This is a genomic window from Curtobacterium sp. MCLR17_032 (assembly GCF_003234795.2).
In the GTDB taxonomy this organism is placed as follows: domain Bacteria; phylum Actinomycetota; class Actinomycetes; order Actinomycetales; family Microbacteriaceae; genus Curtobacterium.
Genome location: NZ_CP126268.1, coordinates 3,326,909 through 3,350,335 on the forward strand (window position 1 = coordinate 3,326,909; position 23,427 = coordinate 3,350,335).

Consider the following 23,427-nt stretch of genomic DNA (forward strand, 5'->3'; position numbering starts at 1 on the left):
CCCGCGGCGCGTTCGTCGCGCGTCGCGGCGGGATCGGTCCGGGTCAGCCGATGAGCGCCCCGACACCACCGCCGGAGCTGTCCCACTCAGACCCGACCGAGCCGGGCGAGGCGGCGATGATCGCGATGAGCGCGATGACGAGCAGGATGAAGAGGCCGGTCAACACCCATCCGCCGATGATGCCGGCGAGCGCCAGACCCCGCCCCTGCTCGCCCGTCTGCTTGATGCGACCGAGGGCGACGTGGCCCATGATCGCGCCGGCCGGGCTCGTCAGGATCAGGAGCGGCCCGAGGACGATGCCGCCGAAGGCGAAGACGATCGACAGGATCGCGAGCGTGCTGGTCGGCCGCGGGGCGTACGGGTTGTGGGTACTGGCCCGGTAGGGATCACCGGCGCCGTACTGCGGCGCCGCGTACGGGTTCTGCTTCGCGTACGGGTCGTGCGCGCCGTACGGGTTCTGCTGAGCGGCACCGTACTGGCCGTACTGCTGCGCCTGGCCGGGCTGCTGCGGCTGGCCGTGCTGCTGCGCCTGGCCGTACGGTGCCGGCTGCTGCGGCCGGCCGTACTGCCCCGGCTGCTGCCAGCCCTGACTCTGCTGCCCGTACGGGTCCTGCCGCGCCTGTCCGGACGTCTCGTCCGGCTTCGATCGGTCGTTCAGATCGGACACGTCGCACCCTCCTGGCAGCCACTCGACCGCCGTACAAGATCTTCCCACAGGCGTCCCTGAGCGGTTCAGGAGACGAGGTCAGACCTGGACGGTGGTCACCGGCAGGGTGGAGTCCGCGGCGATGCCGAGGTCGCTCGGCGCGTGGCCCTCGGCAACGAGCCGTGCCCCGACGGCCGCGATCATCGCCCCGTTGTCCGTGCACAGGTCGAACGGCGGGATCCGCAGGGCGACACCGGCGGCGGCGCAGCGTTCCTCGGCGACCTGCCGCAGTCGGGCGTTCGCGACGACCCCACCGCCCAGGAGCAGCCGGTCGACCCCGGTGTCCCGGCAGGCGTTCAGTGCCTTGGTGAGCAGCACGTCGACGACGGCCTCCCGGAAGCTCGCGGCGACGTCGGCGACGGGGACCTCCCGGCCCTCGTCACGGCAGCGCTCGACCCAGCGGGCGACGGCGGTCTTCAGTCCGGAGAACGAGAAGTCGTAGCGGTGCGCCGCCATGTCCTTCGGCAGCGTCAGCCCGCGCGGGAACCGGATCGCCGTGGGGTCGCCGTCCGCTGCGGCCCGGTCGATCTGGGGGCCGCCGGGGTACGGCAGGCCGAGGAGTCGGGCGACCTTGTCGAAGGCCTCGCCCGCGGCGTCGTCGATGGTCTCGCCGAGCAGCTCGACGTCCCCGACCAGATCCCGCACGAGGAGCAGCGACGTGTGACCACCCGAGACGAGCAGCGCCACGGTCGGCAGGTCGATCTCGGAGCCGTCCGGTCGGAGCACGTCCGCCCCGACGTGGCCGACCAGGTGGTTGACGCCGTACAGCGGCTTGCCGGTGGCCACCGCGAGCGCCTTCGCCGCACCGACCCCGACCATCAGGGCGCCGGCGAGCCCGGGGCCCGCGGTGACGGCGACGGCGTCGAGTTCGTCGAGCGTTACGCCGGCCTGCGCGAGCGCCTGCTGCAGGGTCGGGGTCATCGCCTCGAGGTGCGCACGGGCGGCGACCTCGGGGACGACGCCGCCGTAGCGGGCGTGCTCGTCCATGCTCGACGCGATGACGTTGGCGAGCAGGGTGGTGCCGCGGACGATGCCGACGCCGGTCTCGTCGCAGCTCGTCTCGATGCCGAGCACCAGGGGTTCAGTCGCGCTCATCGAGGGCCTCCTGTCCGATCGGGCCGGGACCGGAGCCCGGACCCGTGGGTACCGCAGGCGCCGCGGGCTCGAGTGCGGCACGCATCACCCACGCGTCGACCCCGTCGGGCTGGTAGTACCGCGGCCGGGTGGCGATGTGGGTGAACCCGAAGCCGGCGTACATCGTCTGCGCGACCGGGTTGTCGGCGCGGACCTCGAGGAAGACCTCGTGCACGCCACGGCGTCCGGCCTCGTCCAGGAGCTCGGTGAAGAGCAGCCGGCCGAGGCCCCGCCCACGCTGCTCGGCGGCGACCGCGATGGTCTGCACGTCGGCGACCGGGTTGCCCGGCAGCGACGACAGGCCCGCGTACCCGACGACCGTGGGCGCGGAGTCGTCGCCGGTGGTCTCGATGACGACGTAGTACCCGTGCGGGGAGTGCAGTTCCTCGGACATCTGCGACGACGACCACGCGTCGGTGGGGAACGAGACGCGCTCGAGCCACATGACGTCGTCGAGGTCCGCCGGGTGCGCCCGACGCAGGCGCAGGCCGTCCGGCAGGGCGAGCGTCACCGGGCGACCCGCTTCGGTGTGCCGGGGACGGTGACGTCGGGCTCCCGCAGGTACACCGGGGTGTCCGCGGCCAGGGGCGTGCCGGAGGCGAGCCGGTCGGCGGCGAGCACCCCGAGCCTCCCGGCCGGGATCGTGACGGCGGTGTGCCGGGGCCAGTCGACGAGGTTGGGACGGGAGGCACGCAGCACGTCGTCCAGATCCGCCGGCCTGGCGAGACCCGGGCCGGCGACGCGGACGCCGTCGGCGTCGTAGGCGCTCCACGCGACCTCGCGGCGGCGGGCATCGGTGAGGACGACGAGGGGGCCGTGCTGACCGGCAGCCACGGCGTCGTGGCTGACGAGCGGGAGGAACGGGACTTCCCGGGCAGCGGCGAACGTGCGGGCGGCCGCGATGCCGACGCGCAGGCCGGTGAACGGTCCGGGGCCCATGCCGGCGACGACTGCCGTGACGTCGGCGGGCGTGATGCCGGCGGCGCGCAGGGCCTCGTCGAGGAACGGGCCGATCACCTCGGCGTGACGACGGGTGTCCTCGGTCTCGCGTTCGGCCAGGACCCGACGGGTCGACGGGTCGACGACGGCGACCGAGGTCCCGGCAGAGGTGTCGATCGCGAGCAGCACCCGTCCATCGTAGGCGCGCACCGGCGCCCGCCCTACGCTGACGGGATGGACCGCGATGCCTTGCTCGAGCACGTCCGGACACTCCGCGGATCGGCACGGTCGCCGCTCGTCGTCGGGGTGTCCGGCCACTGCGGGTCCGGCAAGTCGACCCTTGCCCGTGCGCTCGTCGACGCGCTGCCCGGGGCGGTCCGGATCCGGGGTGACGACTTCCTCGATCCGACCCGTTCTCACCGGCGGTCGACGGACTGGGACGGGGTCGAGCGCCTGCGGCTCGCTGCCGAGGTCCTCGAGCCGCACCGCGCCGGTCGGGCGAGCACGTTCCGCCGGTTCGACTGGTCCGCCCACACGCTCGGAGCACCGGAGCCGTTGCCGACCACCGACCTGCTCGTCGTCGACCTGATCGGGCTCTTCCACCCGGAGGTCCGGGGGCTCCTGGACCTGGCGGTCTGGTGCGACGTCGACCTCGACGAGGCAGCCCGGCGAGGGATCGCTCGGGACCGCGAACTCGGACGCTCGCATGACGACCTGTGGCGCGACGTCTGGATCCCGAACGACCGCGACTTCGCCGAGCGTTTCGCCCCGCGGGAGTCCGCAGACATCCGGTACCGCTCGCGGGTTCGACGGTCGGACATCCGCATGCCCGGAGACGGGTGAACCCGCCGTGACCCGAGGGACTACGACGGCTTCCAGAACCCGAGCAGCCGTTCGACTGCGGGACTGTGCATCGACAGTAGCGTGCCTGGGTGATCCCGCCTCCGACGCTCTGACACGGTGGAGCGACCGCCAGCGTGGTTCGCGCTGAGCGACCGCACTCGGGCCGCCGGCCACGAGGACTGTCGCTCAGCGCGAACCTCAGCCCGCGACCGCTCACAACCGCGGGTCGACCGCCTCCGACTCCATCGCCAGCACCCCGAACACGGCCTGGTGCACGCGCCACAGCGGCTCCCCCTCTACGAAGCGCTCGAGCGACTCCAGCCCGAGGGCGTACTCGCGGAGCGCCATCGACCGCTTGTGCCCGAGGTCCCGGTCCTTCAGGCGCGCCAGGTTGCCCGGCTCGGTGTACTCCGGCCCGTAGATGATCCGCAGGTACTCCCGTCCGCGGACCTTCACTCCCGGCTGCACAAGCCCCTTCGGCCCGCGGGTCAGGTTCGACTCGGGCTTCACGACGGCACCCTCGCCCCCGGCGCCGGTGAGGTCCTGCCACCACTCGGCCCCGGCCGCACGGCTCGTCTCGTCCCGCACGTCCACGAGCAGCGACCGGGTCGCCCGCACCACGTCGGGCGCGGCGGCGGCCAGGCGGTCGGCGACCGCCATGTGCCAGCCGTGCGTCCGGTCCGCGAACGTCCGTCCCCGGGCGGCCAGGACCTGGAACGGCGCGAACCGCACGTCGTCGAGGCCGGTCGCGGGGTCGGCGTACCGGCGGTAGGACTCGGTGTAGGCGGTGGCGTCGACGGCGCGCTGCTGGGTCCGGGCCAGCAGGTCGGTGACGTCGATGCCGCGGTCACGTGCTGCGGCGAGCGCGGCCAGGGCGTCCGGGAACGCCCCGCCGGCAGCGGCACCGACCTCGGCGTACCAGTCGCGGATCATGCCCTCGGCCTTGACCGCCCACGGCAGCACCTCGCCGTCGAGCAGCAGCCAGTCGGTTTCCAGTTCGTCCCAGAGGCCGGCTGCCTCGACCGCTGCGTCGAGCCGTCCGAGGAAGGTCCGGGAGTCGGCGGCGTCGAAGAACGCCCGGCCGGTGCGGGTGGTCACGACGCCGTTCCAGTCCGCCGGCGCCCCGAAGCGGTCCGGGTCGCGTGCGAGCAGCACGGTGCCGCGGGAGCCCATGTGCTTCTCCTCCATCCGCACGTGGTCGACGCCCTGGCCCCGGTAGTACGCGAACGCCTCGTCCGGGTGCTCCAGGTGGTCGGGGTGCGCCGAGGTCGCGACCGGGCTCATCGTCGGCGGCAGGTACGGCAGCCAGCGCGGGTCGACGGCGAACCGGCTCATCACCTCGAGGGCGCCGGCCGCGTTCTCGGCACGGATGCCGATCCGACCGTGATGACGGGTCTCGACGATCTGCTTGCCGGTGACGTCCTCGATCGGGAGCAGCCCGGGGACGCGGCGCGGTGCGGCGGGGCCGGCCACGGGCCTCCCGGCCGGACTGGAGGCACGCCCCACCTCCGCACCGTCGGCACCCGTCATCGACGTGCCCGGTCCGCGCAGCGGCTCGAGCGGCTTGGCGGCGGCGTAGTGGACCCGCTCGGCGTCGACCTGGACGACCTCGCGCTCGGGGTAGCGGAGCGCGGAGAGCTTGCCGCCGAACACGCACCCGGTGTCGAGGCACATCGTGCCGTTGATCCACTCGGCGTCGACCGTCGGCGTGTGGCCGTAGAGGACCGTCGCCTTCCCGCGGTAGGCGTCCGCCCACGGCAGGCGGACGGGCAGGCCGTACTCGTCGCTCTCCCCGGTGGTGTCGCCGTAGAGCGCGAAGGACCGCACCCGGCCGGAGGCCCGGCCCTGGTACTGCTCCTTCAGCCCGGCGTGCGCGACGACGAGCCGGCCGTCGTCGAGCACCAGGTGGCCGACAAGCGCGCGGCAGAACTCGCGGACCTCGTCGCGGAAGGTGTCCGGTTCGGCGGCGAGCTGGGCGAGGGTCTCGGCGAGCCCGTGCGACGTCTGGACCTTGCGACCGTCGAGCGCACGGACGAGCTTGTCCTCGTGGTTGCCGGGGACGGCGAGGGCGTGGCCGTTCCGCACCATGCCCATCACGAGCCGCAGGACCCCCGGGGAGTCCGGGCCGCGGTCGACCAGGTCGCCGAGGAACAGCGCCTGACGGCCCTCCGGGTGCACGGCGTCGACGGGTCGGCCGAGGTCGTCGCGGACCAGGGTCCAGCCGAGCCGGCCGAGGAGCGTCTCGAGCTCGGAGCGACAGCCGTGCACGTCCCCGATCACGTCGAAGGGACCGTGCTCGCCGGTGCGGTCGTTGAGCAGGGGCTCGCGGACGATGGTGGCGGCGGCGATCTCGTCCTCGCCGTGCAGCACGTGGACGCGGCGGAACCCCTCCTTGCCCAGGGCCTTGAGCCCGCGGCGGAGCTGCCCCTGCTGGCGTCGGATGACCTCGGGGCCGAAGTCCCGACCGGTGCGGGCGGCGTTCCGGGCGATGCAGACCGACTCGGGGGCGTCGAGGACGATCGCGACCGGCAGCACGTCGTGCTCGCGGGCGAGCTGCACGAAGTCGCGACGGGCCTCGGCCTGCACGTTCGTCGCGTCGACGACGGTGAGCAGTCCGGCACGCAGTCGCTGGGCGGCGATGTGCTTCAGCGCCTCGAAGGCGGCGGGGGTCGCGGCCTGGTCGTCCTCGTCGTTCGAGACGAGGCCCCGGAAGAAGTCGCTGGACAGGGTCTCGAAGCGACCGAAGTGCTGCGCGGCGAACGTGGACTTGCCGGAACCACTCGTGCCGACGAGCAGCACCAGGGACATGGTGGGGACGGTCAGGGCGGTCATGCGGCGGTGCCTCCGGTCGTCGGGCTGGTGGTCGTCGAGCTGGTGGTCGTCTGGCCGCCGGTCGTGTGGCGGCGGAACAGGGCGAGCTGGGTGGGTGGGCCGACCTCGGGGTCGTCGTCGCCCACGGGTCGGTGCTCGACGGTGTAGCCCTGCCGGTCCCCGACGGCCTGCGCCCACGTGCGGAACTCGTCGCGCGTCCACTCGAACCGGTGGTCCGGGTGCCGGAACCGACCGGCCGCCAGCGAGGCGAAGCGGACGTTGTGCTCGGCGTTCGGGGTGGTCACGACGACGGCGGCGGGCCGGGCGGCCTGGAACACCGAGGCCTCGAGTGCCGGCAGCCGCTCGGGGTCGACGTGCTCGACGACCTCCATCAGGACGACCGCGTCGAGGCCGGCGATCCGGTCGTCGGAGTACGTGACCGAGGACTGCAGCAGCCGCACGCGGGCCCGCTGCTCGTCACTGACGTCGTCGAGGCGCAGGCGCCGCTCGGCCCGTGCGAGTTCGCGGGGTGCGACGTCGGTGCCGATGATCGTCGTGAAGGAACGGTCGGCGAACAGGTGTCGGAGCAGGGCGCCCTCGCCGCAGCCGACGTCGGCAACCGTGTGGGCCTGGACGTCGGCGAGCGCCATCAGGACGGCCTCGGCGCGGCGGCGGTACAGCGGTGTCTCGGGCCGATCCGTCGCCCCGTCGTCGTCCGCCGGCGCCTCGTCGACGGGCGCGTCCACCGAACCACCGTCCCCGGCCGTGCCGTCGAGCCCGAGCAGTCGTCCGGTCGCGTCGTCGACGAGGGACCGCTGGTGCGCGAGCGACCGGGTCGTGATGAGCTCGCGGAGCGGGTGCTCGGCCAGCCACCCCTCGCCGCGACGGAGCAGCATGCCGACCTCGTCGTCGCCGACCCAGTAGTGCTTGGCGTCGTCGAGCACCGGCAGCAGCACGGTGAGCTGGCGGAGCGCGTCGGCCAGCCGGACCCGGCCACGCAACCGCAGCCCGACGGTGGCGGCGTCGCCCCACTCCGGACGGGTGTCGTCGAGCGGCCGGCGGGTCTCTTCGACGTCCCAGCCGAGCGGTGCGAACAGCCGGGTGGCGAGGCCCATCCCGTGCTCGTCGACCTCGCTGGGCACGCTGGTCAGGCCGAGTTCGAGGTCCATCGGCTCGGCGGCGCGCTCCGGCCGCGAGGTGCTGCGTCCGCCCATCGCGCTGCGGAACACCTGCCCGATCGCCAACGCGAGCATCGAGGTCGACGCGTACGGACGGTCGTTGACGTAGCGGGACAGCGCCTGCGCGTCGGCGCCGTACCGCTTGCTGCGGGCGAGGGCGATGGCGTCCACCTCGAGCAGCAGGGCGGCGGTGCACTCGTCGGGGGTGTCCGCGGGGTAGAAGACGTGTGCCGTGCCGACGCTCAGGTCGAAGGACTGGGCCTTCCCGGGGTGCTTGTGCAGCAGGTGGGAGAGGTCCGGGGCCGCGTCGCCGCGGGTGGTGATGGTCACGAGCATGCGCGTGGCCTCCGATCGTCGTGGTCCGGCGTCGCTGCCGCCCGGCGGTTCCGAGGCCGGAGAGCGAGCCTAGTACGACGGGACGGTGCACAGGCAACGTCAGCAGACTGGGACGTCGACCGTCCCGCCGAACCCGGCGCCGGTCCCCCGACAGGAGGCCCGTGATGGTCGTGTACGACAGCCGCCCGATCCGACGTGCCCGGCAACTCGTCGGGGACGTCCTGGTGCTGGTCGGCATCGTCCTGGCGGTGGTCGTCGGCCGCGACGTCGCCGGTTCGATCGCCCGGCTCGCCACGATCGGCACCCGGGTGCAGTCCGAGGGGACCGCGTTCCAGCAGCAGCTCTCCGCCACCGCACGCGCACTGTCGCGGATCCCGCTCGCTGGGGACGCCGTCAGCAGTCCGCTCCGGAAGGCCAGCGAGCACGCGGGCGCCGTCGCCGCCGCCGGTGCCCAGCAGCACGACACGGCCCTGCACCTCGCGCACCTGGTCGGCGGCGGGCTGACCGTCGTCGTCATCGCCCTGCTGCTGCTGGTGTGGGTCCGGACCCGTGGGCGCTTCGTCCGGGTGGCGAGTGCCACCAGCAGCGTCGACCGGTCGCCGGACGGAGCCGAACTCCTCGCGCTGCGGGCCCTCGTCGGTCGGGACGCCGTCGTCGCCCTCGGGCCCGGTGTGGTGGACCGGTGGCGCGGGCGGGACCCGCAGACGGTCGCGGCGCTGGCGGACCTCGAGCGGCGGAGCTGCGGCCTGCGGACCCGGGCGGGCCGCGACTGACCGGCACCGGTCACCGTTCGTGGCCGGATCGTCACCGCCGGGTCCTGGTCCGCGCCGCTCGCTTGGCGGTACCGTCACCGCATGGACGCCGTGTGGGCCGCAGCATCGTGTGCGCTGGAGAACGTGCCGTGCAACGACGGCGGCGGCGGTGCCCTGGACGCGACCGGCGTGTTCGTCACCGTCGTGGTCGTCGTGGCCGTCATCGTGCTGTTCGGTGTGCTCCTGCTCGGACGCTCCCGCCGCTGACGTCCGCACCCCGCCGGTCCAGGGCGCTCCGGGCGCGCACGACGAGGTCGAGGACGCCTGCCTCGAGTTCGGGTCACGCGACAGGCGTCCTCGCGCTACGACGCCGTCGGGTACGACGTTGGCGCACGACGATGTCCGACCCGGTAGTGGGGGGACGGGCGACCGCGGCCAGGGTCCGCGGTGTAGCGCGGGCGACGCTACGCTTCCCGGTCCCACCGGCCAAGCGTTCCGGATCGGGTTGTCCGATCTCCGCGGAGAGCGGGACGGGAGGCCCACCCGACGTCCGCCACACGGGCCCGGTGATCCGGGCCTCCCGTCCAGGACGACGAGCGTCAGCCGACGGTCCGCGCCACGGTCAGAGCGTGGCGTCCTGCCACCGCGGCCCGGTCCCGGTCACGACGACCCGGCGCGGTTCGTCCGGCACCTCGTCCGGATCGACGTCGTCGTCATCGTCCGCGCCCCCGCCACCGGTCGGCCGGGTGATCTCGACGTCCAGGACACTGTCACCGACCCCGTCGACCATCCCGCGGCCCCACTCGACGACGACGATCGAGCCGTCCCAGTCGAGGTCCAGGTCGTCGAGCTCGACCGGGTCGGACAACCGGTACGCGTCCACGTGGACCAGGTCCGGACCAGCCGTCGTCGGGTGCGTCCGAGCGAGCACGAACGTCGGGCTGGACACCTGCCCGCGAGCGCCGAGCGCTGCACCGAGTCCCCGGGTCATCGTGGTCTTGCCGGCGCCCAGGGGCCCGGTGAGGACGACCAGGTCCCCCGCCCGGAGCACGGCGGCGATCCGGGCACCGAGCGCGCCCATCTCGTCCGTCGTGGCGACCGTGGTGTCGAGGAGGACGCTCACGACCGCTCGCCCCGCAGGTACTCCCCCACGCGGCCCTCGCCGGAGTGCCCCTCGTACACGCGCGGGACCCGGCTGCCGATCCGGCAGACGATCTCCTCGCCGATGGTGTCGAGCGCCCGGCCCCACTCGAGGACCGTGGCCTCGCCGTCCTCACCGGTGCCGAACAGCGTCACGGTGTCACCGACCCGGACGTCGTCGTCGCCGACGTCGACCAGGAACTGGTCCATCGCGACGCGGCCGGCGATCGGGTACCGGGTGTCGTCGATCGCGACCTCGAGGCGCCCCTGGGCGGCACGGGGGACGCCGTCCGCGTAGCCGACCGGCACGAGCGCCAGGGTCGTCTCGGTGTCGGTGCGGTACGTGTAGTCGTAGGAGACGCCGGTGCCGACCGGGACGCGCTTCGTCTTCGCGACGGAGGCGGAGAGCGTCATCACGGGCGTCAGGCCGAGGTCGGCGGCGGAGACCCCGTCGGCACCGGGGATGCCGAACAGGTTGGCGCCCATCCGGACCATGTCCTTCCGGAACTCCTTGCGCTCCAGGCCGGCGAGCGAGGCGGCGACGTGTTCCCACCGGATGTCGAGCCCCAGGTCCTCGGCCTGCTCGACCATGGCGTCGAAGTGCGCCACGGCGGCGGAGTCGTCGGCGTCCGAGGACTCCGCCAGGTGCGTGTACGCGGCGACGACCTCGATGCGGCCGTCGCGCTGGGCGTCGCGCGCCAGTTCGACGAGTGCGGTCCAGTCCTCGGCGGTCGCGCCGTCACGGTGCAGGCCGCTGTCGACGCCCAGGTGCACGCGCGCCGGACGCTGGTCGACCGCGTCGACGATGCGACGCAGCTCCGCGATGTTGGAGACACCGAGGTCGACGGCCGAGTCGATGGCGTCGCGGAAGTCGAGCCCCGGGTCGTGCTGCCAGGTGAACAGGTGGACGTCCTCGCCGACGCCGATGGCGCGCAGCCGCAGCGCCGCGGGCACCGTCAGCACACCGATCCACCGGATGCCCGCGTCGACCGCGGTCAGGGCGATGGGTTCGAGGCCGTGCCCGTAGGCGTCGGCCTTCATGATCGCCATCACCTCGACCGGCTGCATCCACGACCGGACCAGGTCGAGGTTGGCGCGGTAGGCGTCCAGGTCGATGACCGCCCGGCGCAGTCCTGCGCTCACGTCGTCCTCCGTTCGACGCTGCGGCCGACCCGGGCGACCACCTCGTAGTTGATGGTGCCGATCGCGGCGGCCCAGTCCTCCACCGCGGGGTCGCCGTTCGCCGGATCGCCCCAGAGCACGACCTCGTCCCCGATCGCGACGTCCGCGTCCCCGATGTCGATGTGCATCGCGTTCATGGCCACCCGTCCGACGACCGGGAACCGCCGGTCCCCGATCCGCACCGAGACGTGGTTGCCGTACGCCCGGTCGAAGCCGTCGGCGTACCCGAGTCCGATCACCGCGAGCCGGGTGTCCTGCTCGGCACGCCAGGTGTACCCGTACGAGACACCGTCCCCCGCGGGCACCGCGACCGTCCGCAGCACCGCGGCGGTCACCCGCATCGCGGGCCGCAGGCCGAGGTCGGCCGAGGTCCGGTCCGGGAACGGGCTGAGTCCGTACAGCGCCAGACCCACCCGGGCCAGGTCGCGGCGGGTCTCCGGCAGCGCCAGGCTGCCCGCGCTGGCGGCGAGGTGCACGACGTCGGGGCGGATGCCGACCGCTGCCAGGCCGTCGATCGCCCGCTGCAGTGCGGCGTCCTGGTCGAGGTCGTCCGAGCGTGAGGCGTTCGACAGGTGGGACATCAGCCCCTCGATGCGGGTGCGGTCGCCGTTCCGGGTCAGGGCCGCGGCCGTCGCGAAGAGCTCGGGCCACTCGGACTCGACCGCTCCGTTGCGGCTGAGGCCGGTGTCCACGACCAGGTGCACCTCCGGCACGTCGGCGTCGGCCGCGGTGGAGAGCTGCTCGACGCTGGAGACCGCCGGGGTGATGCCGTACCGGGCCGCACGGCGGAAGTCCTCGTCGGGGGCGTGCAGCCACGCCAGGATCCGGACGCCCTCGTCGATGCCGGCCTCACGGAGCGCGACCGCCTCGTCGAGGTCCGCGACCCCGAGCCAGTCCGCGCCGGCGTCCACCAGGGCCCGGGCGACCTCGACGGCACCGTGCCCGTACGCGTCGGCCTTCACCACCGCGACGACGCCGGACGGAGCCACCTGTTCCGCGACCGTGGCGTAGTTGGCGATCAACGCCTCCCGGTCGACGGTCACCCCCGTGAACGCGCTCACGCGATCGGTCCTTCCGTTGCGGGCCGCTCCCGGCCCTCGATGACGACGAACGCCGTCGCGATCCCGCCGTCGTGCGACAGCGAGAGGTGCACGTGCCCGACGCCGCGCTCGTCGGCGACCCGCTGCGCACCCTGGTGCAGGGTGAGCGACGGGTTCCGCTGGTCGTCCGCGACGACCTCGAGTTCCCGCCAGCTCAGGCCGGCGCTCGACCCGAAGGCCTTGATCAGGGCCTCCTTCGCAGCGAACCGGGCGGCGAGTGACGCCACCGGGCGCGGCTCACCGTCCCGCAGCTGCTCGGCGTCGGTGAACAGCCGCGACCGCATCGCGGGGGTCCGTGTCAGGACCCGCTCGAACCGTTCCAGGTCGACCACGTCGACCCCGATGCCGATGATCACGTCCGCTTACTCGACGGTGACCGACTTCGCGAGGTTGCGCGGCTGGTCCACGTCGAGGCCCTTGGCCGCGGCGAGCTCCATGCCGAACATGTGCAGCGGCGCCACGGCGAGCAGCGGCTCGAACAGCGGCGTCGCGAGCGGGATCCGCAGGACCTCGTCGGCGAAGGGCAGCACGGCGGCGTCGCCCTCTTCCGCGATCGCGATCACCCGGGCACCGCGGGCGCGGATCTCCTGGATGTTCGAGACGACCTTCGGGTGCAGCGACCGGGCGTCACGCGGCGACGGGACGATGACGAAGACGATCTGGCCGGGCTCGATGAGCGCGATCGGACCGTGCTTCAGCTCACCGGCGGCGAAGCCCTCGGCGTGGATGTAGGCGAGCTCCTTGAGCTTCAGCGCGCCCTCGAGTGCGATCGGGTACCCGACGTGTCGGCCGAGGAACAGGACACTGCGGGTGTCCGCCATCCACTTGGCCAGCTCGGCGACCCCGGAGGCGTCCTCGATGGTCTGCTGCAGCTTCTCCGGCAGCCCCTCGAGCTCGGCGACCTGGGCGGCGATCTGCTCCGCCGTCAGCGTGCCGCGGAGCGTGGCGAGGTGCAGCCCGAGCAGGTAGAGCGCGACGCCCTGCGCCAGGAACGCCTTCGTCGACGCGACCGCGACCTCGGGGCCGGCGTGCGTGTAGATCACGGCGTCGGACTCGCGCGGGATCGTCGCGCCCTGGGTGTTGCAGATCGAGAGGACCTGGGCGCCCTGCTCGCGGGCGTACTTGACCGCCATCAGCGTGTCCATCGTCTCGCCGGACTGGCTGATCGAGACGACGAGCGTGCGCTCGTTCAACACCGGGTCGCGGTAGCGGAACTCGTGGGCGAGCTCGACCTCGACGGGGACGCGGGCCCACTGCTCGATCGCGTACTTGCCGAGCATGCCGGCGTAGGCCGCGGTGCCACAGGCGATGACGATGACGCGGTCGACCTGCTGCAGGCGCTCGGCGATCGGCTCGAGGTCGGTCAGCGTGACCGCCCCCTCGTGCACGCGGCCGAGGACGGTGTTGCGGACCGCTTCCGGCTCCTCGCTGATCTCCTTCGCCATGAACGAGGACCAGCCGCCCTTGTCGGCGGCCGAGGCGTCCCAGTTCACCTCGAACTCGTTGCGGTCGGCGGGGGTGCCGTCGAAGTGGATGACGTCGACGCCGTCGGGACGGATCGTGGCGATCTCGTCCTGGCCGATCGACAGGGCGCGCTGCGTGTACGCGACGAACGCGGCGACGTCGGAGCCCATGAAGTTCTCGCCGTCGCCGAGACCCACCACGAGCGGCGAGTTGCGACGGGCACCGACGACGACGCCGGGCTGGTCGGAGTGCACGACGAGGAGCGTGAAGGCGCCGTCGAGTCGGGCGACCGTGCGCCGCATCGCCTCGGTCAGGTCGTGGGTCTGGCGGAACTCGCGCGCGACCAGGTGCGCGGCGACCTCGGAGTCGGTCTCGCTGTGGAAGACGACGCCCTCGGCGAGCAGTTCGTCCTTCAGCGGGGCGAAGTTCTCGATGATGCCGTTGTGGATCAGCGCGAGCTTGCCGTCGTCCGCCAGGTGCGGGTGTGCGTTCTCGTCGGTCGGGCCGCCGTGCGTCGCCCAGCGGGTGTGGCCGATGCCGGTGCCGCCGTCCGCGATCGGGTTGGTGTCGAGCTCGTCGATGAGCATCTGGAGCTTGCCGGCCTTCTTCGCCGAGGTCAGGTCTCCGGCCGGATCGACGACGGCGATGCCGGCCGAGTCGTAGCCGCGGTACTCGAGGCGACGCAGGCCTCCGAGGAGGACGTCCGTGCTGCTGTTGCTGCCGACGTATCCGACGATTCCACACATGGGATCGATCCTACGGGCAGCGCGGGGAGCACCCTGCGAACCGCACGGCGGGTGGGGATAGCCTCCGGGCATGGGACGCTTCGACGACATCGAGATCACCACCATCAAGGGCGAGACCACCACGTTCGGCAGCTTCGGTGACAAGGCGGTGCTCGTGGTGAACGTCGCCTCGCGCTGCGGCCTCGCCCCGCAGTACGAACAGCTCGAGGAACTGCAGCGCACGTACGGCCCGCGGGGCTTCACCGTGCTCGGCTTCCCGAGCAACCAGTTCCTGCAGGAGCTCGGCTCGTCCGAGGCCATCGAGGAGTACTGCTCCACCACGTGGGGCGTCAGCTTCCCGATGTCCGAGAAGGTCAAGGTGAACGGCCGCTCGGCGCACCCGCTCTACCGCGAGCTCACACAGGCCCCGGACGCCTCGGGCAAGGCCGGACGCGTCATCTGGAACTTCGAGAAGTTCCTGGTCGCCCCCGACGGCACCGTCACGCGCTTCCGCCCGACGGTCAAGCCGGACGCCCCCGAGGTCGTCGCCGCCATCGAGGCGGCGCTCCCCGCCTGATCGGCGGGTGCACCCGCTGACGGACAGGAGGCCCGTCCACCGCAGCCGACGTCGCTGACCGGTGGCGGGCCTCCCGGCTGGGTACGCTCGATGCCATGCCGATCCCGGAGACGACCGTCGCGCACCCCACCCCCTTCGTGGAGATCCCGCGGGACGAGTGGTCGCAGCTCGCGCCGAAGGAACACCTCTCGCTCACCGAGACCGAGATCGTGCAGCTGCGGGGGCTCGGTGACCGGCTCGACCTGACCGAGGTGCAGGACGTGTACCTGCCGCTCTCCCGGCTGCTGACGCTGTACGCGGCCGGCGCGCGGGACCTGCACGCGGAGACCAGCCGCTTCCTCGGCGAACGCGCCCGACGGACGCCGTTCGTGATCGGTGTCGCCGGGTCGGTCGCCGTCGGCAAGAGCACCGTCGCGCGCCTGCTGCGCGAACTGACGAAGCGGTGGCCGGACACCCCGCGGGTCGAACTCGTGACCACCGACGGGTTCCTGTACCCGAACGCCGAGCTCGAGCGCCGCGGGATCATGGACCGCAAGGGCTTCCCGGAGTCGTACGACCGCCGCTCCCTGCTGCGCTTCGTCAGCCAGGTGAAGAGCGGCGCGACCGAGGTCCGGGCGCCGTACTACTCGCACCTGGTCTACGACATCGTGCCGGACGCCGAGATCGTGGTGCGGCAGCCGGACATCCTCATCGTCGAGGGGCTCAACGTGCTGGCGCCGCCGGTGCACGGTCGCCTCGCACTGTCCGACCTGTTCGACTTCACGATCTACGTCGACGCGAAGACCAAGGACATCGAGTCCTGGTACGTCGACCGGTTCCTGGCGCTGCAGGAGCAGGCGTTCTCGAGCCCGGACTCGTTCTTCCACCGCTTCGCCGCGCTGTCACGCGAGGACGCGGTGGCGACGGCGACCGGGGTGTGGCGCGCGATCAACGAACCGAACCTGCTCGAGAACGTGCTGCCGACGCGCTCCCGGGCGACGCTCGTGCTCAAGAAGGCCGCCGACCACAAGGTGACGAGCGTCCTGCTCCGCAAGATCTGACCGGCGGGGTCCTCCCCCGGATCGGTTCCGAGTGGCGCCGCACAACAGGAACCCGCTCGAACCGCGGACGTCCGTGGTTCGAGCGGGTTCCTGTTGTGCGTGGCCGGAGCGCGCCAGCGGGCGCGGCCGGGCTCCGCGGACGGGGCTCCGGCGGGCTACGCGGCCTCGGGGGTCAGACGCTCGCGGACGACCTCGGCGAGCTCCTCGGCGACGCGCTGGGCGTCCTCCTGCGACGCGGCCTCGACCATGACACGGACGACCGGCTCGGTACCGGAGGGACGCAGCAGCACCCGGCCGGTGTCACCGAGCGCCTCGGTCGCCGCAGCGATCGCGTCCTGCACGCCCTGGTCCTGCAGGCCGTGCCGGTCGACGCCCTTGACGGCGAGCAGCACCTGCGGGAACACGGTCATGCACGCGGCGAGCTCGCCGAGCGACTTGCCGGTGCGCGCCATCTCGGCGACCAGGTGGAGGCCCGTCAAGACCCCGTCACCCGTCGTCGCGAAGTCGTTGAAGATGATGTGACCGGACTGCTCACCACCGAGCGAGTAGCCGCCCTCGTTCATCTTCTCGAGCACGTAGCGGTCGCCGACACCGGCCTCGATCACGGTGATGCCCGCGTCCGCCATCGCCCGCTTCAGCCCGAGGTTCGACATCACCGTCGCGACGAGGGTGTCGTCGACCAGTCGGCCGCGTTCCTTGAGGGACAGCGCGAGGATCGCCATGATCTGGTCGCCGTCCACCGCGTTGCCCTCGGCGTCCACCGCCAGGCACCGGTCCGCGTCGCCGTCGTGGGCGATGCCGACGTCGGCTCCGGCCTCGAGGACGGCGCGTGCCAGGTTGTCGATGTGGGTCGAGCCGACCCCGTCGTTGATGTTGATGCCGTTCGGGTCGGCACCGATCAGCGTGACCTTCGCACCCGAGTTCACGAAGACCTCGGGCGAGACCCCGGACGCCGCCCCGTTGGCGCAGTCGAGCACGACGTGGATGCCGTCGAGCCGGTGGGGCAACGTGCCGAGCAGGTGCACGACGTAGCGGTCCTCGGCGTCGGCGAACCGCGTGATGCGACCCACCTCGGCGCCCGTGGGGGTCGGTGCGGACTGGTCGTGCATGGCCGCTTCGATGCGGTCCTCGACCTCGTCCGGCAGCTTGCGCCCACCAGCGGCGAAGAACTTGATCCCGTTGTCCGGCGCGGGGTTGTGCGACGCGGAGATCATCACGCCGAAGTCGGCGTCGATGTCCGCGACGAGGTACGCCGCTGCGGGGGTGGGGATGACCCCGGCGTCGAGGACGTCGACGCCGGCGGAGGCGAGCCCGGCTGCCACTGCGGCACCCAGGAACTCGCCGGAGACGCGCGGGTCGCGCGCCAGCACGGCCTTGGGGCGCGTGCGACCGGACGCTCGTCGAGCGTCCGCATGGTGTCCGTGCGTGAGCACGGCCGCGCTCGCCTGGGCAAGACCCAGTGCGAGCGCGGCCGTCAACTCGCCGTTGGCGAGGCCACGAACGCCGTCGGTACCGAACAGACGCGGCATGCGATCTCCCGCCGTCAGGCGATCAGCGCTTCGAGAACTGCGACGCCTTGCGGGCCTTCTTGAGACCGGCCTTCTTGCGCTCGATGACGCGGGCGTCACGGGTGAGGAAGCCGGCCTTCTTGAGGGTCGCGCGGTTGTTCTCGCGGTCGATCTCGTTCAGGGTGCGGGCGATGGCGAGACGCAGCGCGCCGGCCTGACCCGAGGGGCCGCCACCCGTGATGCGGGCGGTGACGTCGTACGAGCCGAGGAGCTCGAGCACCTTGAACGGGTCGTTGATGAGCTGCTGGTGCAGCTTGTTCGGGAAGTAGTCCTCGAGGGTGCGGCCGTTCACGACGAACGTGCCGGAGCCCGGGACGAGACGCACGCGGGCGATGGCCTCCTTGCGGCGACCGACGGCACCGCCCGAGACGTTGAGGATCTGACGGGGAGCCGCCTCCGACGCGACGGGTGCGCTCTCGGTGGTGAAGGTCTCCGGGGTCTGGTCGATGGAGTCAGCGATCTGAGCCATGAGTGTTTTCTCGTTCCTGGAAGTCGTCGTGGCCGCTGTTACTGCGAGACCTGGTCGAAGGTGTACGGCTTGGGCTGCTGCGCCGCGTGGGGGTGCTCAGCGCCTGCGTAGACCTTGAGCTTCTTGAGCTGCTCGCGACCGAGGGTGTTCTTCGGCAGCATGCCGCGGATCGCCTTCTCGACGGCGCGGGTCGGGTGCTTCTCCAGCATCTCCGGGTAGCTGGTGGCCGTGAGGCCGCCCGGGTAACCGGAGTGACGGTAGTAGACCTTCTTGGCGAGCTTCGACCCGGTCAGGGCGACCTTGTCGGCGTTCACGATGATGACGTAGTCACCCATGTCCATGTGCTGGGCGAAGGTGGCCTTGTGCTTGCCGCGGAGGAGGGCGGCGACGTGCGAAGCGAGGCGGCCGAGCACGACGTCGGTCGCGTCGATGACGATCCAGTCGTGCTGGACGTCTGCCGGCTTCGGGGAGAACGTACGAGTCACAGGAGTGCTGCTTTCGTGTCGAGGTGAGGAGTCCGTGAATCCCACTCCGGTGGGCGTTCCCGCGGGCAGATGCCCGCTGAACGACCCGGTGGAGGGCCCATCTGACTGTCTGGCGCAACAGAGCGCGCAGACCAAGAGATGAGCCTAGCCGACGCCGATCGTCCCGGTCAACCGGCGTCGCTCCCAGCGACACCACGGACGGGAGGCGCGGCACGGGTCGGACCCGTGTCGCGCCTCCCGTCGGTGGTCGCGTTCAGCGCGAGGTCACTCGGCGCTGCCACCCGTCGTCCGGCGGCGACGGAGGGCGAGGAGCCCGCCGCCGGCGAGGAGCGCGAGGGCCGCCGCGAGGCCGCTGCCGATCTCCGCGCCGGTGAAGGCCAGGCTGCCGCCACCCGTGGTCGGCGTCACGCTGGCGCCCGGGGTCGTCCCCGCACCACCGGCGATCGGCGCCGGGGTCGGGTCAGCGGTGGGGTCGCCTGCCGGGTCGTCCGTGCCGGGCTCCGGCGTGGGCTCCGGCGTCGGGCCGCCCGGCACCTCGGCCGCGGTCAGGTCGAAGCCGACCAGGATCGGGTCGTGGTCGCTCGCGCGGTACACGTCGTCCGTGTACAGGTCCGAGACGTTCACGTTGTACCGGCTGTACTCCAGGCCCACCGACTCGGTCGAGTTGATGTTCCAGATGTCCACGCCCGTCACGCTCGCCAACGCCGCCGGTGACGCCAGCACGTGGTCGAGCGACCCGCTGAGCCCACTGAAGACGTACGAGTACTCGGTCCGGTCACGGGCCGGGGCCAGGTCGGTGTAGCCGGCGTCGCGGAGGACGACCATCGGGTCCTCCTCGCTGTACGCGTTGAAGTCACCGATCAGGAAGGTCTTGTCGGTGCCGTACTGCGCCTGCATCGCGGTGGAGAAGGTCGTGAGGGCTCGGGCCTGTCGCACCCGGTCGGCGTTCGAGGCGCCCTGGCCGTCACCCTGGTCGGCGTTCTCGCCGGTGCCGGAGCCCTTCGACTTGAAGTGGTTCGCGATCACCAGGAAGTCGTCGTCCGCGGTCCCACCGACCGGGCGGAACGCGTCCGCGACCGGCTGCCGCTGGAAGACGTCCGAGTCGGTGAGGATCGTCGACTCGGCGGTCGGCGCGACCCGGGCCTTCTTGTAGATGAGGGCCAGGCGGATGACGTCCTCGTCGGCAGCGAGCTTCGTCGGCGACGGGACGTACGCCCACGTGTCGGAGCCGGTGGTGGCGTTGAGCGCGTCGACGAGGGTGGCGACCGCGGCGTCCCGGTCCTGCCCGAAGGCCGCCGAGTTCTCGATCTCCTCGAGCGAGACCACGTCGGCACCCAGGCTGTTGATGGCCTTGACGATCTTCACCTGCTGGCGTGCCAGGTCCTCCGCCTCGGCAGCACCGCGGGCGGCACAGCCGGAGTTCACGGTGAGCGGGTCACCGGCGCGGTCGCGGTAGTAGGTGCAGCCGGTCAGCTGGTCGCCCGTGGTCGGGAAGTAGTTCAGGACGTTGAACCCGGCGAGCTTCAGGTCACCGCCGACCGCGGCGGGCGCCGTGGTGCGGACGTCCGAGAACGTCGCGGGCAGGTCGGCCTTCGCGGTCGCACCGGTGATCGGCGTCGTCGGCTGGAACGTCCAGACGCCGTTCCGGTAGTCGAGGACCACGGGCTCGGTGAACGTCGTGGCGGCGCCGACCGTGACCGGGCCCGCGTTCGTCAGCCACGGCACCGGGATCGACCGGGCCGACTGGTCCTGGTCGTCGCGCGGCAGGAAGTTCGTGCTCGCGCCGTCGTCGAGCGTGACCGTGCGGGCGGCGTTGTCGGCGACCACCGCGGCGGCCTCTGCGCTGCCCGGGCGGGCGACCTCGGTCGGCTGCAGCAGCCGGCCCGGACCCGTGGCGAGCGTGACCACGCCGTACTGGTTCGTCGTGTAGTTGTCGGCGACCGTGTAGTCACCCTGCGGTGCGACGAGCATGCTCTCGAGCGCCTCGCGCTCGGCGTCCGTCCGGGGGAAGGCCACGGCGGCCGGGACCGGGGCGGCGGCCGGGGTGGTGAGCTCCGTCAGCCCGGCGGTGTCCGCGACGGTGAGCTCGGTGAGCCCCTTGAACTCGGACACGGCGCCGGTGACCTGGACGTGGTCGCCGATCGCGACCAGTCCGGCCGTGGCGGCGGAGTAGACGTACAGTCCGTCGGAGGCGGTCCGCGCGGCCAGGGTGGTCGCGCCTCCCGTCCCCGGGGTCTGGATCGTGTAGCCGTTCAGCCCGCCGGTGGCGTAGACCGCGGTCACGATGCCGCTGGTGGTGACGTTCGAGCCGGCGAGCGGTGAGGTGCCCGTCGTGCCCTGGATCTCCGGGATGGTCGCAGCCACTGGGGGCGTGGTCGGCGGGGTGGTGCCGCCGCCGCCCGGCGTCGGCGTCGTGCCGCCCGCTGCCGTCTCGCCGGCGGCGTTCCGCGGGGTGATCGTCCGCGTCAGGGTGAAGTCCGCGGCGTTCGCGTCGGTGTCGGTCGTCCCCTGCCGGACGAGGGCGTCCGGGGTGCCGTTCGCGCCCGAGGGGTTCGTGGCGGGAGCAGTCTCCGACGTGTTCGAGGCGCCGTACCCGAGCAGGTCCACCACGCCGGGCGTCGCCGTCGTGACCGCACCCGCGGGCAGCGCCAGCGCCGTCGACTGGTCGGAGAGGACGAGTGTCCCGCTCGCACCGGAGGCGTTCAACGTCGAGACGACGTCGGGCGTGGGCAGTGCAGCGCCGACCGTCCCGTTCGACGCTCCCTGCACGAGGTACGTGCCGTTCGCCGGGACGGACCCGGTGAGCGGCACGACGGTGCTCGACGCCCCCGTGCTCGTCGCCGAGCGGTACTGCAGCGACCATCCGTCGACGGACACCGCGGCGCCGGTCGGGTTGCCGATCTCGACGAACCGGTTGGTGAACGGCTGGTTCGCGCTGCCGCCCTTGAGGTACGCCTCGGAGATGACGAGTCCGGTGCCCGTCGGGTTCGCGGAGGCGGTGGTGACGGTGACGAGCGGTGCGGCGATCAGGGTCGCGGCAGCCGTGGCGCACAGCAGGGTGCGTCCGACGGTTCGTGGCATGGGGACCTTCGGTTCGTGGTCGGGAGTGATCCCGTGAACCGTACGGGCCTGCGGAGACGCACAGGTTACGACGAGGTGAAACCTCTCCCCCGGACGAGGGTCGACCGGGGGTTCCATCCGTCCTGTGCGGTCGGTGCGGACCGCCGAGCCGGGCTCACCCCTGGATCGGCACCCACTCCGCCCCCACCCGGTGCACCGCCGGCCCGTGCCCCGGCAGCACGATCGCCGGGTACGGCAGCGCCCGGGCGGACTCCACGGCGAGCGCCGGGTCGGCCGTGAAGAACGGCGTGATCATCCGTGGCCGCGGTGCCCACGACCCGGGCTGCGTGTCGTGGTGCGTGACGACGGCGTCGCCGGTGACGATCGCGTCGGCCGCGGGCAGCAGGTACGCGGTCGAGCCGTCGGTGTGCCCCGGGACGGGCAGCGGCGTCATCGCCCGGCCCTCGAAGTCGCGGGCGGTGAAGGCGCGGGCGCTCGGCACGGTCGTCGGGCGGAGGGCGTCCGAGGCGATCGCGCGGCCGAGCCAGCGGAGCACACGGGGTGCGGCGAGTCGGCTGCCGATCTCGGCCGGCGTCACCTGCTGGCGCGCCGGTCCGCGGACGTTGTCGAGTTCGTCGGCGTGCGCCAGGACCTCGACGTGCGGGAAGCGCTCGAGGATCCCGGGCAGCCCGCCGACGTGGTCGACGTGGCCGTGCGTGACGTAGACGCGGCGGAGCTCGTCGAGGTCGTGGCCGGCGAGCAGCACGCTGTCGAGCACCAGGTCGGTGTCGGCCGGGTAGCCCGCGTCGATGAGGGCGACGCCGTCCTCTTCCGCCAGGACGACCCAGTTCGACACCGGCCCCTCGACGAAGACCACACCGGGTGCGACGGAGACGACGGAGCGCGGAGCACGAGGAGCCATCCCCCGACGCTACCGCCCGTCCTCGTCCGGCACGTCGCCGGGCCGGTGTCCCTCCGCGTCGCGACGGGCGCGTGTCTGGGCGGCCCGCGCCTCCAGGGCGTCGTCGTCCGGGTACCCCACCTCGGTGAGGGTGAGTCCGCGTGCCGGGGCGGTCGTGAAGGCGCTGGTCCGTTCCGCCGCGACCCGCAGCTCGTCGAGCTCGTCCGGCGTCATCCGGCCCTCGCCGACGGCGAGGGTGCCGCCGACCATCGCCCGCACCATCGAGTGGCAGAACGCGTCGGCCTGGAGGCTCGCCACCAGTACGCCGTCCGGCTCACGTTCCCAGCGGAACTCCTGCAGGGTCCGGATCGTGGTCGCGCCGACGCGCGGCTTGCAGAAGGCCGCGAAGTCGTGCAACCCGAGCAGCCGCAGCGCGCCCCGCTCCATCGCTGCCGGGTCGAGGCGCCCCGGGTACCAGGTCGTGTGCCCACGGCGGAGTGGGTCGCGGAGGGCGTCGACGTCGGCGACCCGGTACCGGTAGCGCCGCCAGAGCGGGGAGAACCGCGCGTCGAACCCGGCCGGGGCGACGCGCACGCTGCGGACGACGATGTCCCCGTCGGCGCCCGCGAGCCCGTTGAGCCGCCGGAGGAGTCCGCTGAAGGCATCACGGACGGTGCCGTCGGCGCTGGGGCGCTTCGGCCGGGTCAGCGCTGCCCACTGGTCCGGGCTGAGGTCGACGTGCGCGACCTGTCCGGTGGCGTGCACGCCGGCGTCGGTGCGGCCCGCGACGGTCAACTGGGGTGGTTCGCCCCACCGGGTGAAGACGGTGGCGAGGGCGTCCTCGAGCACACCCTGCACGGTGCGGAGTGCGGGCTGGCGTGCCCACCCGGAGAAGCCGGAGCCGTCGTACGCCAGGTCGATCCGGAGTCGCGCGCCGGTGCCGTCCGCGCCGGGGTCGTCTGGTGTCCGGGCCGTCTCGCTCACGCCCTCCACGGTACCGATGTCAGCGCCGCGTCA

Annotated in this window: 22 protein-coding genes; 5 read left to right on the forward strand and 17 right to left on the reverse strand. The window is 72.6% G+C overall.

Features of this window, described 5'->3' with window-relative positions:
* Positions 1–43 precede the first annotated feature (43 nt).
* The 4 genes from DEI97_RS15750 to tsaB form a co-directional block, all read right to left on the reverse strand.
* The gene (locus tag DEI97_RS15750) at positions 44–667 is read right to left on the reverse strand and encodes a DUF4190 domain-containing protein (RefSeq protein WP_181439148.1); all 624 of its coding nucleotides are present in this window, start codon (positions 665–667) and stop codon (positions 44–46) included.
* 78 nt (positions 668–745) lie between these two features.
* Positions 746–1,801, reverse strand: a complete 1,056-nt coding sequence (gene tsaD / locus DEI97_RS15755; protein WP_111073903.1) for a tRNA (adenosine(37)-N6)-threonylcarbamoyltransferase complex transferase subunit TsaD — start codon at positions 1,799–1,801, stop codon at positions 746–748.
* The gene (gene rimI, locus DEI97_RS15760; RefSeq protein WP_349814965.1) at positions 1,788–2,351 is read right to left on the reverse strand and encodes a ribosomal protein S18-alanine N-acetyltransferase; all 564 of its coding nucleotides are present in this window, start codon (positions 2,349–2,351) and stop codon (positions 1,788–1,790) included. Before rimI ends, tsaD begins: the two co-directional genes overlap by 14 nt.
* Positions 2,348–2,968: a tRNA (adenosine(37)-N6)-threonylcarbamoyltransferase complex dimerization subunit type 1 TsaB gene (gene tsaB / locus DEI97_RS15765; RefSeq protein ID WP_111073904.1), complete on the reverse strand. Its 621-nt coding sequence runs from the start codon at positions 2,966–2,968 to the stop codon at positions 2,348–2,350. Before tsaB ends, rimI begins: the two co-directional genes overlap by 4 nt.
* 45 nt (positions 2,969–3,013) lie before the next feature.
* Between tsaB and DEI97_RS15770 the strand changes: the two genes are divergently transcribed.
* On the forward strand, positions 3,014–3,622 hold the full coding sequence (locus DEI97_RS15770) for a uridine kinase family protein (RefSeq protein ID WP_111073905.1): 609 nt from the start codon (positions 3,014–3,016) through the stop codon (positions 3,620–3,622).
* Between the two features lie 213 nt (positions 3,623–3,835).
* Here the strand turns inward: DEI97_RS15770 and DEI97_RS15775 are convergent, their stop codons facing one another.
* Both DEI97_RS15775 and DEI97_RS15780 read right to left on the reverse strand, forming a co-directional pair.
* Complete coding sequence (locus DEI97_RS15775; RefSeq protein ID WP_111073906.1) at positions 3,836–6,454, reverse strand: polynucleotide kinase-phosphatase; 2,619 nt, start codon at positions 6,452–6,454, stop codon at positions 3,836–3,838.
* The gene (locus DEI97_RS15780) at positions 6,451–7,947 is read right to left on the reverse strand and encodes a 3' terminal RNA ribose 2'-O-methyltransferase Hen1 (protein ID WP_111073907.1); all 1,497 of its coding nucleotides are present in this window, start codon (positions 7,945–7,947) and stop codon (positions 6,451–6,453) included. The genes DEI97_RS15775 and DEI97_RS15780 overlap by 4 nt, the downstream gene beginning before the upstream one ends.
* Before the next feature lie 164 nt (positions 7,948–8,111).
* On the opposite strand from DEI97_RS15780, the gene DEI97_RS15785 reads away from it, so the two are divergent.
* Both DEI97_RS15785 and DEI97_RS15790 read left to right on the forward strand, forming a co-directional pair.
* A complete protein-coding gene (locus DEI97_RS15785) occupies positions 8,112–8,720 on the forward strand; it encodes a hypothetical protein (protein WP_111073908.1) in 609 nt (202 codons plus the stop codon).
* An 81-nt stretch (positions 8,721–8,801) separates the two neighbouring features.
* The gene (locus DEI97_RS15790; RefSeq protein ID WP_181439149.1) at positions 8,802–8,966 is read left to right on the forward strand and encodes a hypothetical protein; all 165 of its coding nucleotides are present in this window, start codon (positions 8,802–8,804) and stop codon (positions 8,964–8,966) included.
* Between the two features lie 355 nt (positions 8,967–9,321).
* Here DEI97_RS15790 and tsaE read toward each other — a convergent pair whose 3' ends face one another.
* From tsaE to glmS, 5 genes are read right to left on the reverse strand one after another with little or no spacing between them, the layout of a single operon-like run.
* Positions 9,322–9,780, reverse strand: a complete 459-nt coding sequence (gene tsaE / locus DEI97_RS15795; RefSeq protein WP_111074191.1) for a tRNA (adenosine(37)-N6)-threonylcarbamoyltransferase complex ATPase subunit type 1 TsaE — start codon at positions 9,778–9,780, stop codon at positions 9,322–9,324.
* A gap of 38 nt (positions 9,781–9,818) precedes the next feature.
* The gene (alr, locus tag DEI97_RS15800) at positions 9,819–10,982 is read right to left on the reverse strand and encodes an alanine racemase (RefSeq protein WP_181439150.1); all 1,164 of its coding nucleotides are present in this window, start codon (positions 10,980–10,982) and stop codon (positions 9,819–9,821) included.
* Entirely contained in the window at positions 10,979–12,082 is a 1,104-nt protein-coding gene (alr, locus tag DEI97_RS15805) for an alanine racemase (protein ID WP_111073909.1), read from the reverse strand. The genes alr (DEI97_RS15800) and alr (DEI97_RS15805) overlap by 4 nt, the downstream gene beginning before the upstream one ends.
* Positions 12,079–12,477, reverse strand: a complete 399-nt coding sequence (locus DEI97_RS15810) for a holo-ACP synthase (RefSeq protein WP_111073910.1) — start codon at positions 12,475–12,477, stop codon at positions 12,079–12,081. The genes alr (DEI97_RS15805) and DEI97_RS15810 overlap by 4 nt, the downstream gene beginning before the upstream one ends.
* A 6-nt stretch (positions 12,478–12,483) precedes the next feature.
* Positions 12,484–14,331, reverse strand: a complete 1,848-nt coding sequence (gene glmS, locus DEI97_RS15815; protein ID WP_111073911.1) for a glutamine--fructose-6-phosphate transaminase (isomerizing) — start codon at positions 14,329–14,331, stop codon at positions 12,484–12,486.
* 70 nt (positions 14,332–14,401) lie between these two features.
* On the opposite strand from glmS, the gene DEI97_RS15820 reads away from it, so the two are divergent.
* Positions 14,402–14,887 (forward strand): glutathione peroxidase, encoded by a 486-nt coding sequence (locus DEI97_RS15820; RefSeq protein WP_111073912.1) that lies wholly within the window; start codon positions 14,402–14,404, stop codon positions 14,885–14,887.
* A 95-nt stretch (positions 14,888–14,982) separates the two neighbouring features.
* Positions 14,983–15,927, forward strand: coding sequence for a type I pantothenate kinase (gene coaA / locus DEI97_RS15825; RefSeq protein ID WP_111073913.1), 945 nt, complete (start codon positions 14,983–14,985; stop codon positions 15,925–15,927).
* A gap of 155 nt (positions 15,928–16,082) precedes the next feature.
* Here the strand turns inward: coaA and glmM are convergent, their stop codons facing one another.
* The 6 genes from glmM to truA form a co-directional block, all read right to left on the reverse strand.
* Entirely contained in the window at positions 16,083–17,456 is a 1,374-nt protein-coding gene (gene glmM, locus DEI97_RS15830; RefSeq protein WP_111073914.1) for a phosphoglucosamine mutase, read from the reverse strand.
* 22 nt (positions 17,457–17,478) lie between these two features.
* A complete protein-coding gene (gene rpsI / locus DEI97_RS15835) occupies positions 17,479–17,964 on the reverse strand; it encodes a 30S ribosomal protein S9 (RefSeq protein ID WP_111073915.1) in 486 nt (161 codons plus the stop codon).
* 38 nt (positions 17,965–18,002) lie between these two features.
* The gene (gene rplM / locus DEI97_RS15840) at positions 18,003–18,449 is read right to left on the reverse strand and encodes a 50S ribosomal protein L13 (RefSeq protein WP_111073916.1); all 447 of its coding nucleotides are present in this window, start codon (positions 18,447–18,449) and stop codon (positions 18,003–18,005) included.
* Between the two features lie 264 nt (positions 18,450–18,713).
* The gene (locus DEI97_RS15845) at positions 18,714–21,530 is read right to left on the reverse strand and encodes an ExeM/NucH family extracellular endonuclease (protein ID WP_111073917.1); all 2,817 of its coding nucleotides are present in this window, start codon (positions 21,528–21,530) and stop codon (positions 18,714–18,716) included.
* A gap of 154 nt (positions 21,531–21,684) precedes the next feature.
* Entirely contained in the window at positions 21,685–22,431 is a 747-nt protein-coding gene (locus tag DEI97_RS15850; RefSeq protein WP_111073918.1) for an MBL fold metallo-hydrolase, read from the reverse strand.
* Positions 22,432–22,440: 9 nt separating this feature from the next.
* A complete protein-coding gene (gene truA / locus DEI97_RS15855) occupies positions 22,441–23,394 on the reverse strand; it encodes a tRNA pseudouridine(38-40) synthase TruA (protein WP_111073919.1) in 954 nt (317 codons plus the stop codon).
* Positions 23,395–23,427: the final 33 nt, after the last annotated feature.

Excerpts from the sequence above, each read along its gene's own strand:
- rpsI (WP_111073915.1), bottom strand. The coding sequence starts at position 17,964 with ATGGCTCAGATCGCTGACTCCATCGACCAGACCCCGGAGACCTTCACC.
- DEI97_RS15790 (WP_181439149.1), top strand. The coding sequence starts at position 8,802 with ATGGACGCCGTGTGGGCCGCAGCATCGTGTGCGCTGGAGAACGTGCCG.
- DEI97_RS15850 (WP_111073918.1), bottom strand. The coding sequence starts at position 22,431 with ATGGCTCCTCGTGCTCCGCGCTCCGTCGTCTCCGTCGCACCCGGTGTG.
- glmM (WP_111073914.1), bottom strand. The coding sequence starts at position 17,456 with ATGCCGCGTCTGTTCGGTACCGACGGCGTTCGTGGCCTCGCCAACGGC.
- tsaD (WP_111073903.1), bottom strand. The coding sequence starts at position 1,801 with ATGAGCGCGACTGAACCCCTGGTGCTCGGCATCGAGACGAGCTGCGAC.
- glmS (WP_111073911.1), bottom strand. The coding sequence starts at position 14,331 with ATGTGTGGAATCGTCGGATACGTCGGCAGCAACAGCAGCACGGACGTC.
- DEI97_RS15770 (WP_111073905.1), top strand. The coding sequence starts at position 3,014 with ATGGACCGCGATGCCTTGCTCGAGCACGTCCGGACACTCCGCGGATCG.
- coaA (WP_111073913.1), top strand. The coding sequence starts at position 14,983 with ATGCCGATCCCGGAGACGACCGTCGCGCACCCCACCCCCTTCGTGGAG.
- DEI97_RS15775 (WP_111073906.1), bottom strand. The coding sequence starts at position 6,454 with ATGACCGCCCTGACCGTCCCCACCATGTCCCTGGTGCTGCTCGTCGGC.
- DEI97_RS15780 (WP_111073907.1), bottom strand. The coding sequence starts at position 7,947 with ATGCTCGTGACCATCACCACCCGCGGCGACGCGGCCCCGGACCTCTCC.
- tsaE (WP_111074191.1), bottom strand. The coding sequence starts at position 9,780 with ATGGGCGCGCTCGGTGCCCGGATCGCCGCCGTGCTCCGGGCGGGGGAC.
- DEI97_RS15820 (WP_111073912.1), top strand. The coding sequence starts at position 14,402 with ATGGGACGCTTCGACGACATCGAGATCACCACCATCAAGGGCGAGACC.
- DEI97_RS15845 (WP_111073917.1), bottom strand. The coding sequence starts at position 21,530 with ATGCCACGAACCGTCGGACGCACCCTGCTGTGCGCCACGGCTGCCGCG.
- DEI97_RS15785 (WP_111073908.1), top strand. The coding sequence starts at position 8,112 with ATGGTCGTGTACGACAGCCGCCCGATCCGACGTGCCCGGCAACTCGTC.